This window comes from Alicycliphilus sp. T452, from assembly GCF_054512775.1.
Genome location: NZ_JBTNEH010000027.1, coordinates 8,392 through 28,058 on the forward strand (window position 1 = coordinate 8,392; position 19,667 = coordinate 28,058).

Sequence of the window (19,667 nt, forward strand, 5' to 3'; positions counted from 1 at the left end):
AACAAACTTCTCATGCGCGGCCTCCGCGCATGAGAAGTTTGTTTTCATAATCCACCCGCAGCACCACCGCGATCGCCACGAGGTTCATGAGGATGGCCGAGCCGCCGAAGCTCATGAGCGGCAGCGTGAGCCCCTTGGTGGGCAGCGCGCCCAGGTTCACGCCCATGTTGATGAAGGCCTGGAAGCCCATCCAGATCCCCACGCCCTGGGCCACCAGGCCCGAGAACACCCGGTCCAGCGCGATGGCCTGGCGGCCGATCTGCATGATGCGCCGCGTGAGCCACAGGAAGCATACGATGAGCACGAGCATGCCCACGAGGCCGAATTCCTCGCCGATCACGGCCAGCAGGAAGTCGGTGTGCGCCTCGGGCAGCCAGTGGAGCTTCTCCACGCTGCCGCCCAGGCCCACGCCGAAGATCTCGCCGCGGCCGATGGCGATGAGCGCGTGCGAGAGCTGGTAGCCCTTGCCCAGCGCGTGCGCCTCGCTGAACGGGTCGAGGTAGGCGAAGATGCGCTCGCGCCGCCAGGGGCTGGTCATCACGATGACGGCGAAGGCCGCCACCAGCACGGCGGCGATCAGGAAGAACATGCGCGCGTTCACGCCGCCCAGGAACAGGATGCCCATGGCGATCACGGCGATCACCATGAAGGCGCCCATGTCGGGCTCGGCCAGCAGCAGCGCGCCCACCAGCGCCACGGCCACGCCCATGGGCAGCACGGCGCGGAAGAACCGCTCCTTGACCTCCATCTTGCGCACCATGTAGTCCGAGGCGTAGACGAGCACGGTGAACTTGGCCAGCTCCGACGGCTGGAAGTTCATGATGCCCAGCGACAGCCAGCGCCGCGCGCCGTTGACCACCGTGCCCACGTGCGGGATCAGCACGGCGACGAGCAGCGCGATGGAGGCCACGAACAGCCACGGCGCCATGCGCTCCCAGGTGTTCATGGGCACCTGGAACGCCAGCAGCGCGGCCACGAAGCCCACGCCTATGGCCACCACGTGGCGCACGACGAAATGCGTGGACGCGATGTTGCCGAAGCGCGGGTTGTCGGGCATGGCGATGGAGGCCGAATACACCATCACCACGCTGAAGGCCAGCAGCAGCACCACCACCCACAGCAGCGCCTGGTCGAAACCCAGCACGCGCGCGGGCGTGGCCGTGGTGCGGCGGTATTCGGTGCCGCCCACGCGCACGGGCAGCACGTCGGCCGTCTTCGCCGGCTGCGCGCCGGCCAGGGCGCGCAGGCGCTGCCACAGGCTGGGGCGTGCGGCGGCGGTCATGCGTGCCCCCCTTCGAGCGTCTGGCCTGCGTCCTCGGCCAGCGCCTGCACGGCCTCGCAGAACACGCGGGCGCGATGGGCGTAGTTGTCGAACATGTCGAAGCTGGCGCAGGCCGGCGACATCAGCACCGCGTCGCCCGCATGGGCGCGCTGGCTGGCCAGCTGCACGGCCTCGGGCAGCGTCGCGGCATCGAGCAGCGGCACGCCGCAGCCTTCGAGCGCGGCGCGGATCTGCGGCCCGTCGCGGCCGATCAGCACCACGGCGCGGGCGTAGCGCACCACGGGCGCGGCCAGCGGCGAGAAGTCCTGGCCCTTGCCGTCGCCGCCCAGGATGAGCACCAGGCGCCGGTCGGCCCCCAGGCCGGTGAGCGCAGCCACGGTGGCGCCCACGTTGGTGCCCTTGCTGTCGTCGAAGTACTCCACGCCCTGCACCATGCCCACGGGCTCCACGCGGTGCGGCTCGCCGCGGTATTCGCGCAGGCCGTAGAGCATGGGCGCGAGCGCGCAGCCCGCCGCCTGGGCCAGCGCCAGCGCGGCCAGCGCGTTCAGCGCGTTGTGGCGGCCGCGAATGCGCAGCGCGTCGGCGGGCATGAGGCGCTGCACGTGCAGATCGGCCTCCTGCACCTTGCCGCGGCGCGCGGTCTCGTCGGCCTCGTGCGCGCGCACGAGCCAGGCCATGCCGCTCACCACCTCGATGCCGAAGTCGCCGGGGCGCTGCGGCATGTCGCCACCGAAGGTCACGTGGGCGCGCAGCTGGGGCTTCTGCAGCTTCACGCGCACGGGCGGCGGCAGCATGTCCATGACGAGCGGGTCGTCGCGGTTGAGGACCATCAGGCCCGTCGCCCCGAAGATGCGCGCCTTGGCCTGGGCATAGGCCTGCATGCTGCCGTGCCAGTCCAGGTGGTCCTGCGTGACGTTGAGCACGGCGGCGGCCGTGGGCTCGAAGCCCTGCACGCCGTCGAGCTGGAAGCTCGACAGCTCCAGCACCCAGACCTCGGGCAGTTGGCCCGCGTCCAGGCGCGTGGCCAGCGTGTCCAGCAGCGTGGGGCCGATGTTGCCGGCCACCGCCACGCTCTTGCCCGCGCAGTCGGCGAGCAGGCCGGTGAGCGAGGTGACCGTGGTCTTGCCGTTGGTGCCCGTGATGGCGAGCACTGCGGGCGCGTAGCCGTGGCGCGCGCGCAGCTCGCGCAATGCCTCGGAATACAAGCCCAATTCGCCTTCCACGCTTATCTGGCGGGCGCTGGCAGCTATCGCGACAGGAGCAACGTCGGCAGGCGCGAGGCCGGGCGAGCGGTAGACCGCATCCAGCGCGCGGCCCTCGACCAGCGCGGCGCCGAACGGCCCGGCGATGCATTCGAGCTGCGGCAGCTCGGCGCGCAGCTGGGCGAGCTGCGGCGGGTTCGCGCGCGTGTCGGCCACCGTCACCTGCGCGCCGCAGCGCGCGCACCAGCGCGCCATCGCCAGGCCCGAGGCGCCCAGGCCCAGCACCAGCACGCGGCGGCCCGCCATGTAGCCGAGTACCTCGCCGGGGCGGATGGCGGGCAGCTGGCTTTCGCTTTCGGGCGCGGCGCCGGCCTCTTCTTGCGGGGGCTGCTGCGGCTGCGCGGCGGGCTCTTCGGCGCCGCCCATGTCCGAGAAGATGCGCGCGACGAACTCCTTGGCCTGATCGGCTGCGGAGACGGCCGGCGCCTGGTAGTCGAGCGCGGGCGCAGCCGCCGGGGCCGCCGCTTCGGGAGCGGGCGTCTCGGGGTTCGGGAGATCGGGGCGTTCGTCGTTCATCGCAGTTTCAGGGTGGACAGGCCCACGAGGCACAGCAGCATGGTGATGATCCAGAAGCGCACGACGACCTGCGTCTCCTTCCAGCCGCTCTTCTCGAAATGGTGGTGCAGCGGCGCCATCCTGAGCAGGCGCCGGCCCTCGCCGTAGCGGCGCTTGGTGTACTTGAACCAGGTCACCTGCAGCATCACCGACAGGGCCTCGACCACGAAGATGCCGCCCATGATGGCCAGCACGATCTCCTGGCGCACGATGACGGCGATGGTGCCCAGCGCCGCGCCCAGGGCCAGCGCGCCCACGTCGCCCATGAAGACCTGGGCCGGGTGCGCGTTGAACCACAGGAAGGCCAGGCCCGCCCCGGCCATGGCCGCGCAGAAGATCAAGAGTTCGCCCGAGCCCGCGATGTGCGGGAACAGCAGGTACTTGGCGAAGCCGGCGTTGCCCGTCACGTAGGCGAAGATGCCCAGCGACGAGCCGACCATGATCACCGGCATGATGGCCAGGCCGTCCAGCCCGTCGGTCAGGTTCACGGCGTTGCTCGCGCCCACGATCACGAGGTAGGTGAGCACCACGAAGCCCAGCACGCCCAGCGGGTAGCTCACCTCCTTGAAGAAGGGCACGAGCAGGCCGGCCTTCGGGGGCAGGTCCAGCGAGAAGCCCGAGCGCACCCAGGTGACGAACAGCTCGAACACGCGCGCGTTGGAGTTCTCGGAAATGCAGAACACCAGGTAGAGCGCCGCGGCCAGGCCGATCACGGACTGCCAGAAATACTTCTCGCGCGAGCGCATGCCCTCGGGGTCCTTGTTGACCACCTTGCGCCAGTCGTCCACCCAGCCGATGGCGCCGAAGCCCAGCGTGACGGCCAGCACGATCCACACGAAGCGGTTGGACAGGTCGAACCACAGCAGCGTGGACAGCGCGATGGAGCCCAGGATCATCACGCCGCCCATGGTGGGCGTGCCGCTCTTGGACAGGTGCGACTGCATCGCATAGCCGCGGATGGGCTGGCCGATCTTCAGCGCGGTCAGCATGCGGATGACCCTGGGGCCGGCCATCAGGCCGATGAGCAGCGCCGTCAGGGCCGCCATCACCGCGCGGAAGGTGAGGTACTGGAACACGCGCAGGAAGCTGAAGTCGGGCGACAGGCCCTGCAGCCATTGGGACAGCATCAGGAGCATGCGCCCTCCTCTTCAATGGCCTGCACCACCCGTTCCATCTTCATGAAGCGCGATCCCTTCACCAGCACGCTGCCCACCCCGGGCAGCAGTGCGCGCACCGCCGCGATCAGCGATGCCATGTCCTCGAAATGCCGCGCCCCCGCCACGTAGGCGCTGAGCGCGCCCAGGGCGAACACCTGCTCTATGCCTCTGCTGCGCGCATGGGCGCCGGCCTCGGCGTGGAACTGCGGCCCCTGCCCGCCCACCTCGCCCATGTCGCCGAGCACCAGCAGGCGCGGGCCGGGCAGCTCGGCCAGCACGTCGATGGCGGCGCGCACGGAGTCGGGGTTGGCGTTGTAGCTGTCGTCCACCACCGTGATGGCGCGGCCCTGGCAGCGCACCGCGAACGCGCGCGAACGCCCCTTGACCGGCTCGAAGGCCGCCAGGCCCCGGGCGATGGCGGCCAGCGGCGCGCCGGCGGCCAGGGCGCAGGCGGCGGCGGCCAGCGCATTCGTGACGTTGTGCCGCCCGGCGATGGAGAGAAGCGTGTCGAACGCGCCCTGGGGCGTCTGCACGCGCAGATGCCAGGCGCCGTCCTGCCACTGCGCGTGCGCGCAGCGCACGTCGGCCGCGTCGCCGCCGAAGGTGATGCAGCGGTGCGCGCCCGCCAGTTCGCGCCACAGCGGCGTGAACGCGTCGGCGGCGGGGAACACCGCGGCGCCGCCGGCGCACAGCGCGGCCAGCACGCTGCCGTTCTCGCGCGCCACGGCCTCCACCGTGTGCATGAACTCCAGGTGCTCGCGCTGGGCGTTGTTGACCAGGGCCACCGTGGGCCGCGCGATGCCGGCCAGGTAGGCGATCTCGCCCGGATGGTTCATGCCCAGCTCGACCACCGCCGCCTCGTGCACGGGGCGCAGGCGCAGCAGCGTGAGGGGCAGGCCCACGTCGTTGTTGAAGTTGCCCTGCGTGGCCAAAGCCGCATCGCCCTTCCAGGCGCGCAGCACGGCGGCGATCATCTGCGTGACCGTGGTCTTGCCGTTGCTGCCGGTCACCGCGACCAGCGGCAGCGTCCGCTGCGCACGCCAGCCGGCGGCCAGCGCGCCCAGGGCGGCCAGCGTGTCGGGCACCTCCACGCCCGGCAGGCCTGCGGCCTCCAGGGCGCCATGGGCGATGGCGGCGGCAGCGCCTGCCGCGCGCGCCTGGGGCAGGAAGCCGTTGGCGTCGAAGCGCTCGCCCTTCAGGGCCACGAACAGGTCGCCCGCGGCCAGCGTGCGCGTGTCGGTGTGCACGCGCATGAGCGGCCTGGCGCCGTCGCCCACCAGGCGCGCCGCGGGTATGCGCGCGCGCAGCAGCTCGAAGGCCTGCCGCAGGGTCATCATGGGGGTCGTGCTGGCGTGGCTCATGCCGCTGCTCCTCGGCGCGCGAGCGCGGCGCGCGCATGCGCCATGTCGGAAAACGGCTGGCGCCGGCCGGCCGTCTCCTGGTAGTCCTCGTGGCCCTTGCCGGCGATCAGCACCACGTCGGCGGCTTCGGCCTCGGCCACGGCCAGGCAAATAGCGGCGGCGCGGTCTTCCTCGGCGCGCACGCAGGTAGAGGCGATCGTGCCCAGCAGGATCTGGTGGATGATGGCGCGCGGCTCCTCGCCGCGCGGGTTGTCGCTGGTGACGATGACGCGGTCCGCCTCGCGCTGCGCCACGGCGCCCATCAGCGGGCGCTTGCCCGCGTCGCGGTTGCCGCCGCAGCCGAACACGCACCACAGCCGGCCGCCGCGCTGCGCCGCCATGGGCCGCAGCGCCGCCAGCGCCTGGTGCAGCGCGTCGGGCGTGTGGGCGTAGTCCACGGCCACCAGAGGCTGGCCCGCGAAGGCCAGCTGCTCCATGCGGCCGGGCACGGGCGCGAGCCGCGCGCAGGCGTCGAGCGCCCGCGCCAGCGGCACGCCCAGGGCGCGCATGCCGGCAATCACGCCCAGCAGGTTGGACACGTTGTACAGGCCGATGAGCCGCGTCTGCAGCGGCAGGGCCTGCGTGCCCTCGGCCACGGTGAAGGCCAGGCCCGCGCCGCGGTGCACGATGTCTTGCGCCCGCAGCCGCGCCGGGCCCTGGATGGAGACGCTCCACAGGTCCAGGCCGCGCCCCTGCAGTTCGGCATGGAGCCGCGCGCCATGCGCGTCGTCGATGTTGACCACGGCCGCGCGCAGGCCGTGCCAGTCGAACAGCACGCGCTTGGCCTGCCAGTAGGCGGCCATGTCGGAGTGGTAGTCCAGGTGGTCCTGCGTGAAGTTGGTGAACAGGGCCACGCTTATCTGCGTGCCGGCCAGGCGCTGCTCGGCCAGGCCGATGGACGAGGCCTCGATGGCGCAGGCCCCCAGCCCCTCTTGAGCGAACTGCGCGAAGGCGCGCTGCAGGCGCACGGGGTCGGGCGTGGTCATGCCGGTGCTGCTCAGCCCGGGCGGTACGCCCATGCCCAAAGTGCCCACCAGGGCACACCTGGCAAGCGCGGGCAGCTCCTTTTTCGATAGCCCGTTGAGCGCATCGGCGAGCCACCAGGCGGTGCTGGTCTTGCCATTGGTACCGGTCACGGCCAGCACCTGCAGGCGCTCGCTGGGCCGGCCGAACCATTCGGCCGCGATGAGCCCGGTGGCGGCCTTGAGGCCGGCAAGCGCCGCGATGTGCGCGCCCGCGAGGCCGAAGGACTCCACGCCCTCCTGCTCCACCAGGCAGGCCACGGCGCCGCGCGCCATGGCGTCGCCCACGTGGGCGCGCCCGTCGGTAGCCGCGCCGGGCCAGGCGATGAAGGCGTCGCCCGGCGCGACGAGCCGGCTGTCGGTCTGCAGCGTGCCCGTGACGCGCGCGCGCAGCCAGGCCACGGCCGCGTCCACGGATGCCAGTGCCTGCGGCGCGCTCACAGCGACTCCTCCACCGCGTTGGTGACGATCAGCGGCTTGACGGCCATGTCGGGCGCCACGCCCATCATGCGCAGCGTCTGCTGCACCACCTCGCTGAACACGGGGGCGGCCACGGCGCCGCCGTAGATCACGCCGTTGCTCGGCTCGTCAATCATCACGGCGACGATGATGCGCGGCTTGTCGATGGGCGCCAGGCCCGTGAACCAGGCGCGGTACTTGCCCGAGGCATAGCTCTTGCCCACCTGCTTGCGCGCCGTGCCCGACTTGCCGCCCACCGAGTAGCCCACGGTCTGCGCCTTCTGGCCCGTGCCGCCGGGGCCGGCGGCCATCTGCAGCATCTTGCGCACCTGGTTGGCGGTGCGCTCGGAGAACACCGGCACGCCCACGGCGGGCTGGTCGGTCTTGAGCATGGTGGCGCCGATCACCTTGCCGCCGTTGGCGAACACGGTGTAGGAGCGCGCCATCTGGAACAGGCTGGCCGACAGGCCGTAGCCGTAGGACATGGTGGCCTGCTCCACGGGCCGCCAGCTCTTGTACGGGCGCAGGCGGCCGCTGACCGCGCCGGGGAAGGTGATCTGGGGCTTCTGCCCGAAACCCACGGCGGAGAAGGTCTCCCACATCTCCTGCGCGGGCATCTGCATGGCGATCTTGGTCGTGCCCACGTTGCTCGACTTCTGGATCACGCCCTCCACGGTGAGCACGCCGTAGTTGTGCGTGTCGCTGATGGTGGAGCCGGTGATGGTGATGCGCCCGGGCGTGGTGTCGATCACGGTCTCGGGCCGCACGCGCCCGCTGTTGAGCGCCAAGCCTATGGTGATGGGCTTCATGGTCGAGCCGGGCTCGAACACGTCGGTGAGCGCGCGGTTGCGCAGCTGCTCGCCCGTCAGGTTCACGCGCTTGCCGGGGTCGTAGCTGGGGTAGTTGGCCAGCGCCAGCACCTCGCCCGTGTGGGCGTCGAGCACAACCACGCTGCCGGCCTTGGCCTTGTGCTCGGTCACGGTGTCGCGCAGCTTCTGGTAGGCGAAGAACTGCACCTTGCTGTCGATCGAGAGCTGCATGTCCTTGCCGTCGACGGGCAGCACGTCGGCGCCCACGCCCTCGACCACGCGGCCCAGGCGGTCCTTGATGACGCGGCGCGAGCCGGGCTTGCCGGCCAGCTCCTTGTCGAAGGCCAGCTCCATGCCCTCCTGGCCATGGTCCTCCACGTTGGTGAAGCCCACCACGTGGGCGGCCGATTCGCCCTCGGGGTACTGGCGCTTGTATTCCTTGCGCTGGTAGATGCCCTTGATGCCGAGGGCATGGATCTGCTGGCCCACGTCCCAGTCGAGCTGGCGCTTGATCCACACGAAGGTCTTGTCCTCGTCGGCCAGCTTGGCCATGAGCGCGGGCAGGGGCATGCCCATGAGGCGCGCGAGCTCCTTGAGCTTGGGCTTCACCTCGGGCTTGTCGGTCTCCACGTCCTCGGGAATGGCCCAGATACTGGCCGCCGGCACGCTGGAGGCCAGGATCAGGCCGTTGCGGTCGAGGATGCGGCCGCGGTTGGCCGGCAGCTCCAGCGTGCGCGCGAAGCGCACCTCGCCCTGGCGCTGGAAGAAGGCGTTGCCGAACACCTGCACGTAGGCGGCGCGCCCGGCCAGCGCCAGGAAGCCCAGCGCCATCAGCGCCACGATGAAGCGGCTGCGCCACAGCGGCGTGCGGCTCGCAAGCAGGGGGCTGGAGGTGTAGTTCACGCTGCGGCTGCTCATGGCCTGCCCCCCGCCGCCACGGGCGCCGCGGGCGCCACCACGGGAGCGCCCGCGGCCGTCACGTACTGGGTGATGGCCGGCGTGGCCGTGCGCATCTGCAGCTTGTCGCGCGCCAGGCGCTCCACGCGCAGCGGCGTGGCCTGGGCGCGCTTTTCCACCTGCAGGCGCTGGTGCTCGGTCTCCAGGCGCCGCGACTCGGCCAGCGCACGGTCGAACTCGGTGTACAAGCGCCGCGACTGGTACTGCGTGTGCACGAGGTAGAGCGCGCTGGCCATCACGGCCAGCAGCAGCACCGCGCTGACCCTGGTCATGCCGGCACCTCCGTGCGCTCGGCCACGCGCATCACGGCGCTGCGCGCGCGCGGGTTGGCCGCCACCTCGGCAGCAGAGGGCTTGACGCGGTCCAGCGCCTTCAGGCGCATGGGCGTGGGCGCGGCAAACGGCGCCCGGCGGTCGAACACCTCCTTGGAATGCCGCGCGATGAACTGCTTGACGATGCGGTCTTCCAGCGAATGGAAGCTGATCACGACCAACCGCCCGCCGGGCGCGAGCACCGCGAGGCTGGCCTCTAGCGCCTGCTGCAGTTCCTCAAGCTCGGCGTTGATGAAAATCCGAAGAGCCTGAAATGTGCGCGTTGCAGGGTTCTGGCCCGGCTCGCGGGTCTTGACCGCGCCAGCCACGATGTCGGCCAGCTCGGCGGTGCCGGCAATGGGGCCGCTCTGCGTGCGCCTAGCAACAATCGCCTTTGCAATGGGGCCAGCAAACCGTTCTTCACCGTAGTCACGTATCACCTCCGCAATCTGCGCCGCTTCGGCCTCTGCCAGCCACTCGGCCACGCTCTGGCCGCGCGTCGTGTCCATGCGCATGTCCAGCGGGCCGTCGAAGCGGAAGCTGAAACCCCGCGCCGGATCGTCGATCTGCGGCGAGCTGATGCCCAGGTCCAGCAGTACGCCGGCGACGCTGGCGGCGGGCAGCTCGCCCAAGTGGCTGAACCCCTGGTGCCGAATGGAAAAGCGCGCATCGTGGATGCGCGCCGCTTCGTGAATGGCTTCGGGGTCCTTGTCGAAGGCCACCAGGCGCCCCTGGGCGCCAAGCCGCTGCAGGATAAGCCGCGCATGCCCTCCCCGTCCGAAGGTGCCATCGACGAAGGTGCCGGCAGGCGCGGCGCCTCCACCGAGAAGGGCGCTTACCGCTTCATCCAGCAAAACCGTGGTGTGCTGCAGGGGCTGGTTCACGCGCAGCCCTCAGAAAGAGAAGTCCTTGAGGACATCGGGCATCTCGGCCTGCATGGCCGCCGCTTCCTTGGCCTCGTAGGTTGCCTTGTCCCACAGCTCGAAATGGCTGCCCATGCCCAGCAGGATGGCATCCTTGGCCAGGCCGGCCGCCTCGCGCAATTCGGGCGAGACCAGCACGCGGCCCGTGCCGTCCATATCCACGTCCATGGCATTGCCCAGGAAGATGCGCTTGGTCCATTGGGCGGACATGGGCAGCTTGGCAATGCGCTCGCGCACCTGTTCCCACTCCGGGCGCGGAAACACCATCAGGCAGCCGTCGGGGTGCTTGGTGATGGTCAGGCTGCCGCCAGCCTGCGCCAGCAGGGCGTCGCGGTGCCGGGTCGGCACGGAAAGCCGCCCCTTGGCATCCAGACTCAGCGATGACGCCCCTTGGAACACGAATCGAGACCTCTGTTTGGAAGAGCCCTTTCAGCCCCCAAACCGGGCTTGCAGGGCACTTTTCACCACTTAATTGCACTTTTTTGCACTGTAGCAGGAAAAGCACGCCAGACAACAGGGGAATCGACAAAATTTTGTAATGAAATCAAGGACTTAGAGCCCGATTTAGAGGTTGGAATCGGGCAAAAATCCTTATTGATTAAGCACTTACATGCGGGTATGCAAGTGATTTGTAAAGCCTGCCCTCACAGGATGTAGCGTGACAGATCCTCGTCCTGGCTCAGGGACTGCAGGCGCGCGTTCACGTAGTCCGCATCCACCACCACCGCCTGGCCCGAGAGCCGGGTCGCGTCGAAGCTGACCTCGTCGAGCAGGCGCTCCATCACCGTGGAGAGGCGCCGCGCGCCGATGTTCTCGGTCCGTTCGTTGACGTCGTAGGCGATGTGCGCCAGGCGCGTGATGCCCTCGGGGGTGAATTCCAGCGCCACGCCTTCGGTCGCCAGCAGCGCCTGGTACTGCTTGACGAGCGAGGCATGCGTCTGCGTGAGGATGGCCTCGAAGTCCTGCACCGACAGCGAGCCGAGCTCCACGCGGATCGGGAAGCGCCCCTGCAGCTCGGGGATCAGGTCGCTGGGCCTGGACAGGTGGAACGCGCCCGAGGCGATGAACAGGATGTGGTCGGTCTTGACCATGCCGTACTTGGTGGACACGGTGGTGCCCTCCACCAGCGGCAGCAGGTCGCGCTGCACGCCCTGGCGCGAGACGTCGGCGCCGCTCGCCTCCTGGCGCGCGGCCACCTTGTCGATCTCGTCGATGAAGACGATGCCGTTCTGCTCGGCGCTGGAGACCGCCCGGGTCTTGACCTCTTCCTCGTTGACGAGCTTCGCGGCCTCCTCGTCGGTCAGCAGCCTGAGGGCCTCGGCGATCCTGAGCTTGCGCGTCTTGCGCCGTTCCTGACCGAGGTGGCTGAACATGCCGCGCAGCTGCTCGGCCATTTCCTCCATGCCCTGCGGACCCATGATTTCGAGCTGCGGGCGCGCGTCGGCCACGTCGACCTCGATCTCCTTGTCGTCGAGCTGGCCCTCGCGCAGCTTCTTGCGGAACACCTGGCGCGCCGTGCCGCCTTCGCCGCTCTCGCCGCCGCGCGAGGCCTCGAAGCCGGCGCCGCGCGCCGGGGGGATCAGCACGTCGAGGATGCGCTCCTCGGCCGCGTCCTCGGCGCGGGCGCGCACCTTCTTCATGTCGGCCTCGCGCGTCTGCTTGACGGCCACCTCGACGAGGTCGCGCACAATGGAGTCCACGTCCTTGCCCACGTAGCCGACCTCGGTGAACTTGGTGGCCTCGACCTTGATGAAGGGCGCATCCGCCAGCCGCGCCAGGCGCCGCGCGATCTCGGTCTTGCCCACGCCCGTGGGGCCGATCATGAGGATGTTCTTGGGCGTGATCTCCTGGCGCAGGCCGGCCTCGACCTGCTGGCGGCGCCAGCGGTTGCGCAGCGCGATGGCCACGGCGCGCTTGGCGGCCGCCTGGCCCACGATGTGGTGGTCGAGTTCGGAGACGATTTCCTGGGGGGTCATGGAAGACATAGTGCAACCCAAATCAGCCTCTAGCGCTTATCCGGCAAGCGCCAGCAGCTATGAAAAAATAGTCCTCGCCACGAGACTACAGCGTCTCTATGGTGTGGTGCATGTTGGTGTAGATGCACAGCTCGCCGGCGATCTCCAGCGACTTCTTGACGATCTCCGCGGCGGGCAGCTCGGTGTTGTGCAGCAGCGCCTTGGCGGCCGAATGGGCATAGGCCCCGCCCGAGCCGATGGCGACGATGCCCTCCTCCGGCTCCAGCACGTCGCCGTTGCCGGTGATGATGAGCGAGGCGGAATGGTCCGCCACGGCCAGCATGGCCTCCAGGCGGCGCAGCACGCGGTCGGTGCGCCAGTCCTTGGTGAGCTCGATGGCCGCGCGCGTCAGATGCCCCTGGTGCTTCTCCAGCTTGGCCTCGAAGCGCTCGAACAGCGTGAACGCATCGGCCGTCGCGCCCGCGAAGCCCGCCAGCACCCGGCCCTGGTAGAGCTTGCGCACCTTGCGCGCCGTGCCCTTGACGACGATGTTGCCCAGGGTAACCTGGCCGTCGCCCCCGAGGGCGAGCTGTATGCCGTGCGCCGTCTGGCGGCGCACGCTGAGGATGGTGGTGCCGTGGTACTGTTCCATGGGAATGCCATATGGGGGCGGCCTGCCGGTTTGCAAGCCGGACGCGCGCAAAGCCGCGCTCAATTCGCGCGCGGCACCACCCAGGCGTGCTCGTTGATGCCGATCACGTTGAAGAGCACGGCCACCAGGCGATGCAGGTGGGTGAACTGCACCACCTGCCCTTGCGCCTGCTGGGCGGCGGCCCAGTTCAGCACCGAGCCGACCGCCGCGAAGTCGATGCGAACCAGCCGCTCGCAGTTGATGGTGAGCGGCGCGCCGGGGCGCGCCATGGCCTGCAGCGATTCCAGCGCCGGCGTGGCGTCGCCCTCGATATGCCCCTCCAGGACGGCCACTGGGCCCTCCTGTGCCTGCGCCGGCTGCGACGGCGCGAAGCCGGACAGGAGCGGGTCGCTGTCCGCCATGTCCGGGCCCTGCGCGGGCTGCACGCCATCGTCGCCGCTGTAGCCGCAGCGCGGCGGCACCCAGGACGGAGGCGAGACCTCATAGGTCACGCAGTAGTCCAGCGCCACGAGCTCGAACTCGTCGGGCTGCCCCATCAGGCGCAGCGCCGCCATGCGCAGCCGCCACCACTGCGGCTCGGCCTCGCGGTCCCCCGAGGGCGTGTGCGCATGCAGCAGGGCCTGCAGCGCCTGCACGCCCACGAACCGGATCTGCCCGTCGCGCCCGGCCCATTCCTCGAACTGCTGGGCCAGCGCGGACACGGCGGGCGGCTCCACGTCGATCAGGCGCGACCAATTCATCGTCCACGGCGGCGCGCTGCGCGCCAGCGAGGCCTGCAGCGCCGCCACCGACTGCTGGGTGAGCGTGGGCGGCGCACTCCAGCTCAGCTCGTGCAGCGCGGCGCCGGGCTGCTGCGGCACCGCCTGCAGGCCCAGCTGCTCGGGCAGCGAGAGCCACAGCGGCGCCGAACGGCCGAAGCGCGCTGCATAGTCGATGGACAGCATGTCGAACGGCTCCTGCTGGCCGGTGGCGCGGTATAGGTCGAACAGCGTCATCCAGATATCGTGCTGCTGGTGCGGCCCGTCCTGCCGGCGCTGCGCCAGGACCTCCTTCAGCGCAGACTCGGCCTGGACGTAGTCGCCGCTGGCAAAGCGGATCGCGGCCTCCTCGAGGTCGGGCTCGTGCACGAACGGCTCGGCCGCGGGCACCGCCGCCTGGCCGGCTTGCGCGCCATCGCCCCACGCGGCCATGCCCGGGGCACCCGCACCGGCAAGCAGCGGCGGCGGCGCGCCGTCGAGCATGGCGGGCAGGCTCAGCGGCACGGTGGGCGCGAAGGCGTGGTCCGGATTTGCGTGCAGCAGGGGGGAAGCCGGAGCAGCCGGCTGCGCCACGGCGGGCGGCTGCAGGGGCGCGGCGGGCGCGGCAGGCGCGGCGGAGGGCGGCGACGTGTCGCCCGGCCGCGTGCCCCGCCACCATTGCTGCGACATCTGGGCCTCGATCTCGTCGATCTTCTTGAGCGTGACGGCCCGCTCGTCGGGCGAGGTCATGCTGGTCTGGAAGAACGAGGCGCGCGCCAGCGCGTCGTCGAGGCGGCGGCCCTGCTGGGCCTCGCGCTGGCGCAGCTTGCGCAGCTGGTCGAACTCGCGGCGGCGCACGAAGTCGTTGCGCCGCTTGCGCTCGATCATCTCCTTGAGCATCTGCTTGCTGTACTGGCTCTCGCGATCGGTGTCGATCGCGTCGAGGTCGGACCAGCTCACGGTGGGATTGCGCACAAACTTCACCACCTTGGACAGCAGTCCGCCGGGTGTCGTGTCGTCCTTGCTCATGGATTCGCTGGTGCCTGCGGCAGGGGGATCTTCAGTCGCCAAACATCTTCTGCTTGAGCTCGCGGCGTTGCTGGGCCTCGAGCGACAGGGTGGCCGTGGGCCGGGCCAGCAGGCGGCCCACGCCTATGGGCTCGCCGGTTTCATCGCAGTAGCCGTAGTCGCCCGCATCGATGCGCGCGATCGACTGCTCGATCTTCTTGAGCAGCTTGCGCTCGCGGTCGCGCGTGCGCAGCTCCAGCGCATGCTCTTCCTCGATGGTGGCGCGGTCGGCCGGATCGGGAACGACCACGGTGTCCTCGCGCAGGTGCTCGGTGGTTTCGCCCGCGTTGTTGTGCATGTCCTGCTTGAGCTGCACCAGCTTGTGGCGGAAGAACGCCATCTGCTTGTCGTTCATGTACTCGCTGTCGGGCATGGAAAGCACTTCGGCATCCGTCAGCTCTTCGGCAGGCTTGGTTTTCCAGTTGTTGGCCAGCTTGGGATCTTTCTTGGCGGCCGCCACAGGGGTTTGCAGGGTCGTAGTCATGGTCTTAATGGAAGCTGGCTGTGGAGGCGCGGCGCGCCCCCGTATGGGCCGTTGATGGTACGTTCAATCGCATGGAGCCGGAAACACAAGGCCCGGCGGTCCGCACGGCCGCTGCGCCTGCGCGCAGCGTGCGTGCCATGGGCCTGGCGTGGCTGGACTCGGTTGTCACTTCCTGACTCCTCGCGGTTCGAACAATTGCGACCGTCCATGGGCCTGGGCACATGGACGGCGCAGCGCGGATGGCATGCCTGAAGGGGCCTTTTAGCCGGGGCGCGATTGTATAGAGCTAAGCAGGCGATGGGCAAAGCGTTGCATATACCACACAGGCGCAGTGCGTTTTGCCGCCGGCCCTGCATCGCCCGCTCAAGGCACCAGGCATTGCTCCAGCCCCTGCAGCAATATGTCCTGCGGCAGGTCGATGCCGATGAACACCATCTTGCTCTGGCGCGCCTCGCCCTCGCCCCACTGCGGCCCCAGGTCGCTGCCCATGAGCTGGTGCACGCCCTGGAAGATCACCTTGCGGTCCGTGCCCTTCATGTGCAGCACGCCCTTGTAGCGCAGCATGCGCGGGCCGTAGATGTTGACGATGGCGCCCAGGAAGTCCTCCAGCCTGGCAGGGTCGAAGGCGCGGTCCGCGCGGTAGACGAAGCTCTTGACGTCGTCGTCGTGATGGTGGTGGTGCGGGTGGCTGCAGGGCGCGCCATGCTCGTGGCCATGGTCGTGGTGCCCGTGGCCGCAGTGTTCGTCGTGCACGTGGTCATGGCCGTGCGCGTCCTCTTCCTTGAGGAAGTCGGGGTCGATATCGAGCCTGGCGTTCAGGTTGAAGCCGCGCAGGTCCAGCACCTCGGACAGGGGCACTTCGCCGAAATGCACGGCGCGGATGGGCGCGCGCGGGTTCATGTGCTTGAGGCGGTGGATGAGGTCGTTCTTCTCGTCCTCGCTCACCAGGTCGGTCTTGGACAGGAAGATCTGGTCGGCGAAGCCGACCTGGCGGCGCGCCTCCTGGCGGTCGTCGAGCTGCTGCTGGGCATGCTTGGCGTCCACCAGGGTGATGATGGAGTCGATGAGGTAGGTCTCGGCGATCTCGTCGTCCATGAAGAAGGTCTGGGCCACGGGGCCGGGGTCGGCCAGGCCCGTGGTCTCGATGACCACGCGGTCGAACTCCACGAGGCCCTTGCGGCGCTTGGCGGCCAGCAGTTGCAGCGTCTCGCGCAGGTCTTCGCGGATGGTGCAGCAGATGCAGCCGTTGCTCATCTGCACGATCTGTTCCTTGGACTCGGTGCGCAGGATGTCCGTGTCGATGTTCTCCTCGCCGAACTCGTTTTCGATCACGGCGATCTTCTGGCCGTGCATCTCGGAGAGCACGCGCTTGAGCAGCGTGGTCTTGCCCGAGCCGAGGAAGCCGGTGAGGATGGTGGCGGGAATCAGGGACATGGGAGGGCTTTCCAAATGCAAAGCGGCGACCGGGTGGTCGCCGCGGAACAAACCAGGGCTCAGAGCGCGTCTACGCTCGCAGTGTAGCGAGCCCGTCAAGCCATTACTTGCGCCAGTAATTGTTGGCCGCGGCCACGGTCTGGAAGTTCAGCGCGACCACCTGCGATGCGGCCGTCAGCGCCGCATGGTCGTTGGCGTATTCGGGACGCAGCTTGTGCAGCACCTCGGAGTCGGGCTGGGTGTATTTGACGCCGCGCCGGCTCAGGGTGATGGCCAGTTCGAAGCCCTGCTGCGGGGTGTCGGTGATCAACGTGGTCAGCCAGGTATCAGTCATGGGGTTTCTCCTAGTATTGAGCGAATCGCTCGAATTCCAGCAGCCAAGGCCGGTCTGTGCGCCTTGTTTGCCGAACCAGCCGGCGCACTGCCGTGCAGCCTGCGCCTATGAAACGGAGAGTGGCGATTGTGGGGCAAAGGCCGTTACCCCATCGGCAGTGCCGGATAACGGCTCAGGCTCCGCACTGCGTCCGGTACGCCAGAACCTGCTGGCGCAGATGCTGCCAGTCGGCACGCATGGGTGGCAACACCCCCCGGGCGGCCTGGTCCTCGATGCTGCGCGCCAATTGCGCGGCGCGCTCCTGGCCCAGCAGGGCCAGCACCGACTTGAGGTTGTGCACCACGCGGTGCAGCGCCGGCGCATCGCCATGGTCCGCGGCCCTGTCGCCATCGGCCACGTCGATGGGGAACTGCTTCAGGCACATCCCCCGGTAAGCCACGTAGAGCGCGCGATCGCCGCCGAAATACCGCGCCACCACGCTTGCCTCGGCCATCCCCTGCGGCCCCTCCTGCCCCGGGCCGGCCAGATGCAGGGCCAGGGCCTGTTCCACGCAACCGATCAAGCCGCCGACCGAAACCGGCTTGTGCAGCACGCGCCAGACGCCCTGCTGCAGCAAGCGCTGGCTCAGCCCCTCGTCCACCCCGCCGCTGAAAACCACGGTACGGCAATCGCCGCCCCGTTCCCGCAGCCAGCGCAGCAGGTCCAGGCCCGAGCCATCGGGCAGGTGCAGGTCCGCCAGCACCAGCGCCACCGCATGGGACGAAAGCATCCGGCGCGCCTCGGCCAGGCTGGCGCAGGGCAGCAGCTCCAGCGCCATGCCATCGAGCGCCTCCCGCACGAAATGGCGCACCAAGCCATCGTCTTCGAGCAGCAACACGCGCGGCACGGGCGGGCGCTCAGGCATACAGGGCATCCTTCAACAGGACCGGCAAGTCTTCCGCCATGCGCGGCTTGTGCACCACCGGCAAACCCGTGAGCGCAAAGGCATAGGCACTGCGCTGCGCCTCGTCGAGCGAGGTGAGCACGATCAAACGGCTGCGCTGGAACTGCGGGTGCGAGTGCAGCCGCGCAATCAGGGTGGCGCCATCGATGCCCGGCAGGAGAACATCCACGAGCAGCACATCGGGGCGCAGCTCGCCCGCCATCGCCAGGCCGACGATGCCGTCCTCTGCCACGTGCAGGTCGACCTCGGGGAAATTGTGTACCACCAGGAGGCGCACCAGGTTCTGGAAATGGGCAGAGTCCTCGATGAGCAGCACCTGCGCACGGCGATCCGCCCCGGGGACGTCGCCGCCCATGGCCGGCACTTCCGGCGCTGCATCCCTGGCGACCACGGCGGGCGCATCGGCGTCTGCCGGCGCCTTCTCGGCAGGCCCTTCCTTGCGGCGCTCGGCCACCCAGCGCTCGACCGAGGCGCGCGAAATGCGCCGGTGCCCCCCTGGAGTCCTCCAGGCCTCCAAATCACCCCGATCCACCATGAGTTGCACCGAGCGCACAGCCAGGCCCAGGGCCTGTGCCACATCACGCGTACTGCATTCATTCGGCAAAAACAGTAACGATTTTGTCAGCATGCGTAAATTCTATCACTTCAAAAGTATATTTATGTTACATTCGATAAAGTTTTAGATTGAAAATTACATCCTGCTCCTCATGAGCCTACGCATCCTGATCGTTGAAGACCATGCAGACATCCGCAAGCTGATCCGCATGACCCTGGAATTCGAGAACCACGAAATCCACGAGGCCTCCAATGCCGACGAGGGCCGGGAGGCCGTGCGCCGCCTGCGCCCGGACCTGCTGCTGCTGGATATCATGATGCCCGGCAACATGAACGGGCTGGATCTGTGCCGCCTGCTCAAGTCCGACGCGAGCCTGGGGCTGCCCCGGGTGATCCTGCTCACCGCGCGCGGCCAAAGCCAGGACATCGAGGCAGGCATGAATGCGGGGGCCGACGCCTATCTGCTCAAGCCGTTCAGCCCCCTCAAGCTGATCGAGACGATCGACAGCCTGGGCCAGCGTCCCGCCCCAATGCCATGAGCCAGCCCGTGGGAGAAGCCACCCAGTTCAACCCGGCCGCGGCCAGGCAGATGGAGAAGATCATCATCGACCTGGGCCGCATGTACCAGGAGCGCAACGAGGCGCTGCAGGAAGTGGCGCACGCCCACCACGAGGCGCTGTTTCTTCTGGCCGTGGCTGCCGAGTACAAGGACAACGACACGGGTGTGCACATCGTGCGCATCGGCTTCCTGGCCGAGGCGCTGGCGCTGTACCTGGGCCAGCCCGGCGCATGGGCGCTGCTGCTGCGCAAGGCCGCGCCCATGCACGATGTCGGCAAGATCGGCATACCCGACAGCGTGCTCAAGAAGCCCGGCAGCCTGACCGCCGAGGAGCGCCAGATGATGAACCGCCACACCTCCATAGGCGCGGACATGCTGGGCAAGTCGCGCATTGCGCTGTTCCAGCTGGCAGCAGAAATCGCCCACGCCCACCATGAGCGCTGGGACGGACAGGGCTATCCGCGGGGCCTGGCGGGCGAGGCCATTCCACTGTCCGTGCGGATCGTGAGCGTGGTGGATTTTTACGACGCCCTGACCATGGACCGGGTCTACCGCCCTGCCTTCAGCCACGAGAAGGCCCTGGAGATGCTGCTGGAGCAGCGCGGCAAGGCCTTCGACCCGGCCGTCGTGGACTGCTTCATGCGCCATGCCGACGCACTGCGGGCCCTGCACCTGCGCATCACCGAATGCCACATGAGCTTCGCCGACCTGGTGCAGGCCCCGACCCCAGTCCTATGAACCCGCTCACCCGCCAGCCCCATGCGAAGAGGGCGGCGCATGGCGCCATGCGCAACTGAAACATCCCCCAG

The 19,667-nt window shown here is 69.1% G+C and carries 19 protein-coding genes; 2 read left to right on the top strand and 17 right to left on the bottom strand.

Going from position 1 to position 19,667, the window contains the following annotated elements; translation table 11 throughout:
- Positions 1-10 precede the first annotated feature (10 nt).
- The 17 genes from ftsW to ACX12L_RS19345 all read right to left on the bottom strand — a co-directional run bounded on the left by ftsW (position 11) and on the right by ACX12L_RS19345 (position 18,372).
- Positions 11-1,282 (bottom strand): putative lipid II flippase FtsW, encoded by a 1,272-nt coding sequence (ftsW, locus tag ACX12L_RS19265; protein WP_459264055.1) that lies wholly within the window; start codon positions 1,280-1,282, stop codon positions 11-13.
- Positions 1,279-3,060: a UDP-N-acetylmuramoyl-L-alanine--D-glutamate ligase gene (gene murD / locus ACX12L_RS19270; RefSeq protein ID WP_459264056.1), complete on the bottom strand. Its 1,782-nt coding sequence runs from the start codon at positions 3,058-3,060 to the stop codon at positions 1,279-1,281. The genes ftsW and murD overlap by 4 nt, the downstream gene beginning before the upstream one ends.
- Positions 3,057-4,235, bottom strand: coding sequence for a phospho-N-acetylmuramoyl-pentapeptide-transferase (mraY, locus tag ACX12L_RS19275; protein ID WP_459264057.1), 1,179 nt, complete (start codon positions 4,233-4,235; stop codon positions 3,057-3,059). Before mraY ends, murD begins: the two co-directional genes overlap by 4 nt.
- Positions 4,226-5,617 (bottom strand): UDP-N-acetylmuramoyl-tripeptide--D-alanyl-D-alanine ligase, encoded by a 1,392-nt coding sequence (locus tag ACX12L_RS19280; protein WP_459264058.1) that lies wholly within the window; start codon positions 5,615-5,617, stop codon positions 4,226-4,228. The genes mraY and ACX12L_RS19280 overlap by 10 nt, the downstream gene beginning before the upstream one ends.
- Positions 5,614-7,119, bottom strand: a complete 1,506-nt coding sequence (locus tag ACX12L_RS19285) for a UDP-N-acetylmuramoyl-L-alanyl-D-glutamate--2,6-diaminopimelate ligase (RefSeq protein WP_459264059.1) — start codon at positions 7,117-7,119, stop codon at positions 5,614-5,616. The genes ACX12L_RS19280 and ACX12L_RS19285 overlap by 4 nt, the downstream gene beginning before the upstream one ends.
- Positions 7,116-8,864: a peptidoglycan D,D-transpeptidase FtsI family protein gene (locus tag ACX12L_RS19290; protein WP_459264060.1), complete on the bottom strand. Its 1,749-nt coding sequence runs from the start codon at positions 8,862-8,864 to the stop codon at positions 7,116-7,118. Before ACX12L_RS19290 ends, ACX12L_RS19285 begins: the two co-directional genes overlap by 4 nt.
- Positions 8,861-9,175 carry a cell division protein FtsL gene (gene ftsL / locus ACX12L_RS19295; RefSeq protein WP_459264061.1) on the bottom strand — a complete coding sequence of 105 codons (315 nt, stop codon included), beginning with the start codon at positions 9,173-9,175 and terminating at the stop codon, positions 8,861-8,863. The genes ACX12L_RS19290 and ftsL overlap by 4 nt, the downstream gene beginning before the upstream one ends.
- Positions 9,172-10,098 carry a 16S rRNA (cytosine(1402)-N(4))-methyltransferase RsmH gene (gene rsmH, locus ACX12L_RS19300; protein ID WP_459264062.1) on the bottom strand — a complete coding sequence of 309 codons (927 nt, stop codon included), beginning with the start codon at positions 10,096-10,098 and terminating at the stop codon, positions 9,172-9,174. The genes ftsL and rsmH overlap by 4 nt, the downstream gene beginning before the upstream one ends.
- 9 nt (positions 10,099-10,107) lie before the next feature.
- Positions 10,108-10,536 carry a division/cell wall cluster transcriptional repressor MraZ gene (gene mraZ, locus ACX12L_RS19305; protein WP_459264063.1) on the bottom strand — a complete coding sequence of 143 codons (429 nt, stop codon included), beginning with the start codon at positions 10,534-10,536 and terminating at the stop codon, positions 10,108-10,110.
- A gap of 245 nt (positions 10,537-10,781) precedes the next feature.
- A complete protein-coding gene (hslU, locus tag ACX12L_RS19310) occupies positions 10,782-12,122 on the bottom strand; it encodes an ATP-dependent protease ATPase subunit HslU (RefSeq protein WP_459264064.1) in 1,341 nt (446 codons plus the stop codon).
- A 76-nt stretch (positions 12,123-12,198) separates the two neighbouring features.
- On the bottom strand, positions 12,199-12,744 hold the full coding sequence (gene hslV / locus ACX12L_RS19315) for an ATP-dependent protease subunit HslV (RefSeq protein WP_459264065.1): 546 nt from the start codon (positions 12,742-12,744) through the stop codon (positions 12,199-12,201).
- A 59-nt stretch (positions 12,745-12,803) separates the two neighbouring features.
- Positions 12,804-14,510: an STAS domain-containing protein gene (locus ACX12L_RS19320; protein WP_459264066.1), complete on the bottom strand. Its 1,707-nt coding sequence runs from the start codon at positions 14,508-14,510 to the stop codon at positions 12,804-12,806.
- A 31-nt stretch (positions 14,511-14,541) separates the two neighbouring features.
- The gene (dksA, locus tag ACX12L_RS19325) at positions 14,542-15,033 is read right to left on the bottom strand and encodes an RNA polymerase-binding protein DksA (RefSeq protein ID WP_459264067.1); all 492 of its coding nucleotides are present in this window, start codon (positions 15,031-15,033) and stop codon (positions 14,542-14,544) included.
- A gap of 363 nt (positions 15,034-15,396) precedes the next feature.
- Complete coding sequence (locus tag ACX12L_RS19330; protein ID WP_459264068.1) at positions 15,397-16,467, bottom strand: CobW family GTP-binding protein; 1,071 nt, start codon at positions 16,465-16,467, stop codon at positions 15,397-15,399.
- Positions 16,468-16,570: 103 nt separating this feature from the next.
- Positions 16,571-16,801 carry a hexameric tyrosine-coordinated heme protein gene (locus ACX12L_RS19335; RefSeq protein WP_459264069.1) on the bottom strand — a complete coding sequence of 77 codons (231 nt, stop codon included), beginning with the start codon at positions 16,799-16,801 and terminating at the stop codon, positions 16,571-16,573.
- 172 nt (positions 16,802-16,973) lie between these two features.
- Entirely contained in the window at positions 16,974-17,705 is a 732-nt protein-coding gene (locus tag ACX12L_RS19340) for a response regulator (protein ID WP_459264070.1), read from the bottom strand.
- Complete coding sequence (locus ACX12L_RS19345) at positions 17,698-18,372, bottom strand: response regulator (RefSeq protein ID WP_459264071.1); 675 nt, start codon at positions 18,370-18,372, stop codon at positions 17,698-17,700. The genes ACX12L_RS19340 and ACX12L_RS19345 overlap by 8 nt, the downstream gene beginning before the upstream one ends.
- A gap of 79 nt (positions 18,373-18,451) precedes the next feature.
- Between ACX12L_RS19345 and ACX12L_RS19350 the strand changes: the two genes are divergently transcribed.
- Positions 18,452-18,838 (top strand): response regulator transcription factor, encoded by a 387-nt coding sequence (locus ACX12L_RS19350; RefSeq protein ID WP_459264072.1) that lies wholly within the window; start codon positions 18,452-18,454, stop codon positions 18,836-18,838.
- Entirely contained in the window at positions 18,835-19,596 is a 762-nt protein-coding gene (locus tag ACX12L_RS19355; protein WP_459264073.1) for an HD-GYP domain-containing protein, read from the top strand. The genes ACX12L_RS19350 and ACX12L_RS19355 overlap by 4 nt, the downstream gene beginning before the upstream one ends.
- Positions 19,597-19,667 lie beyond the last annotated feature (71 nt).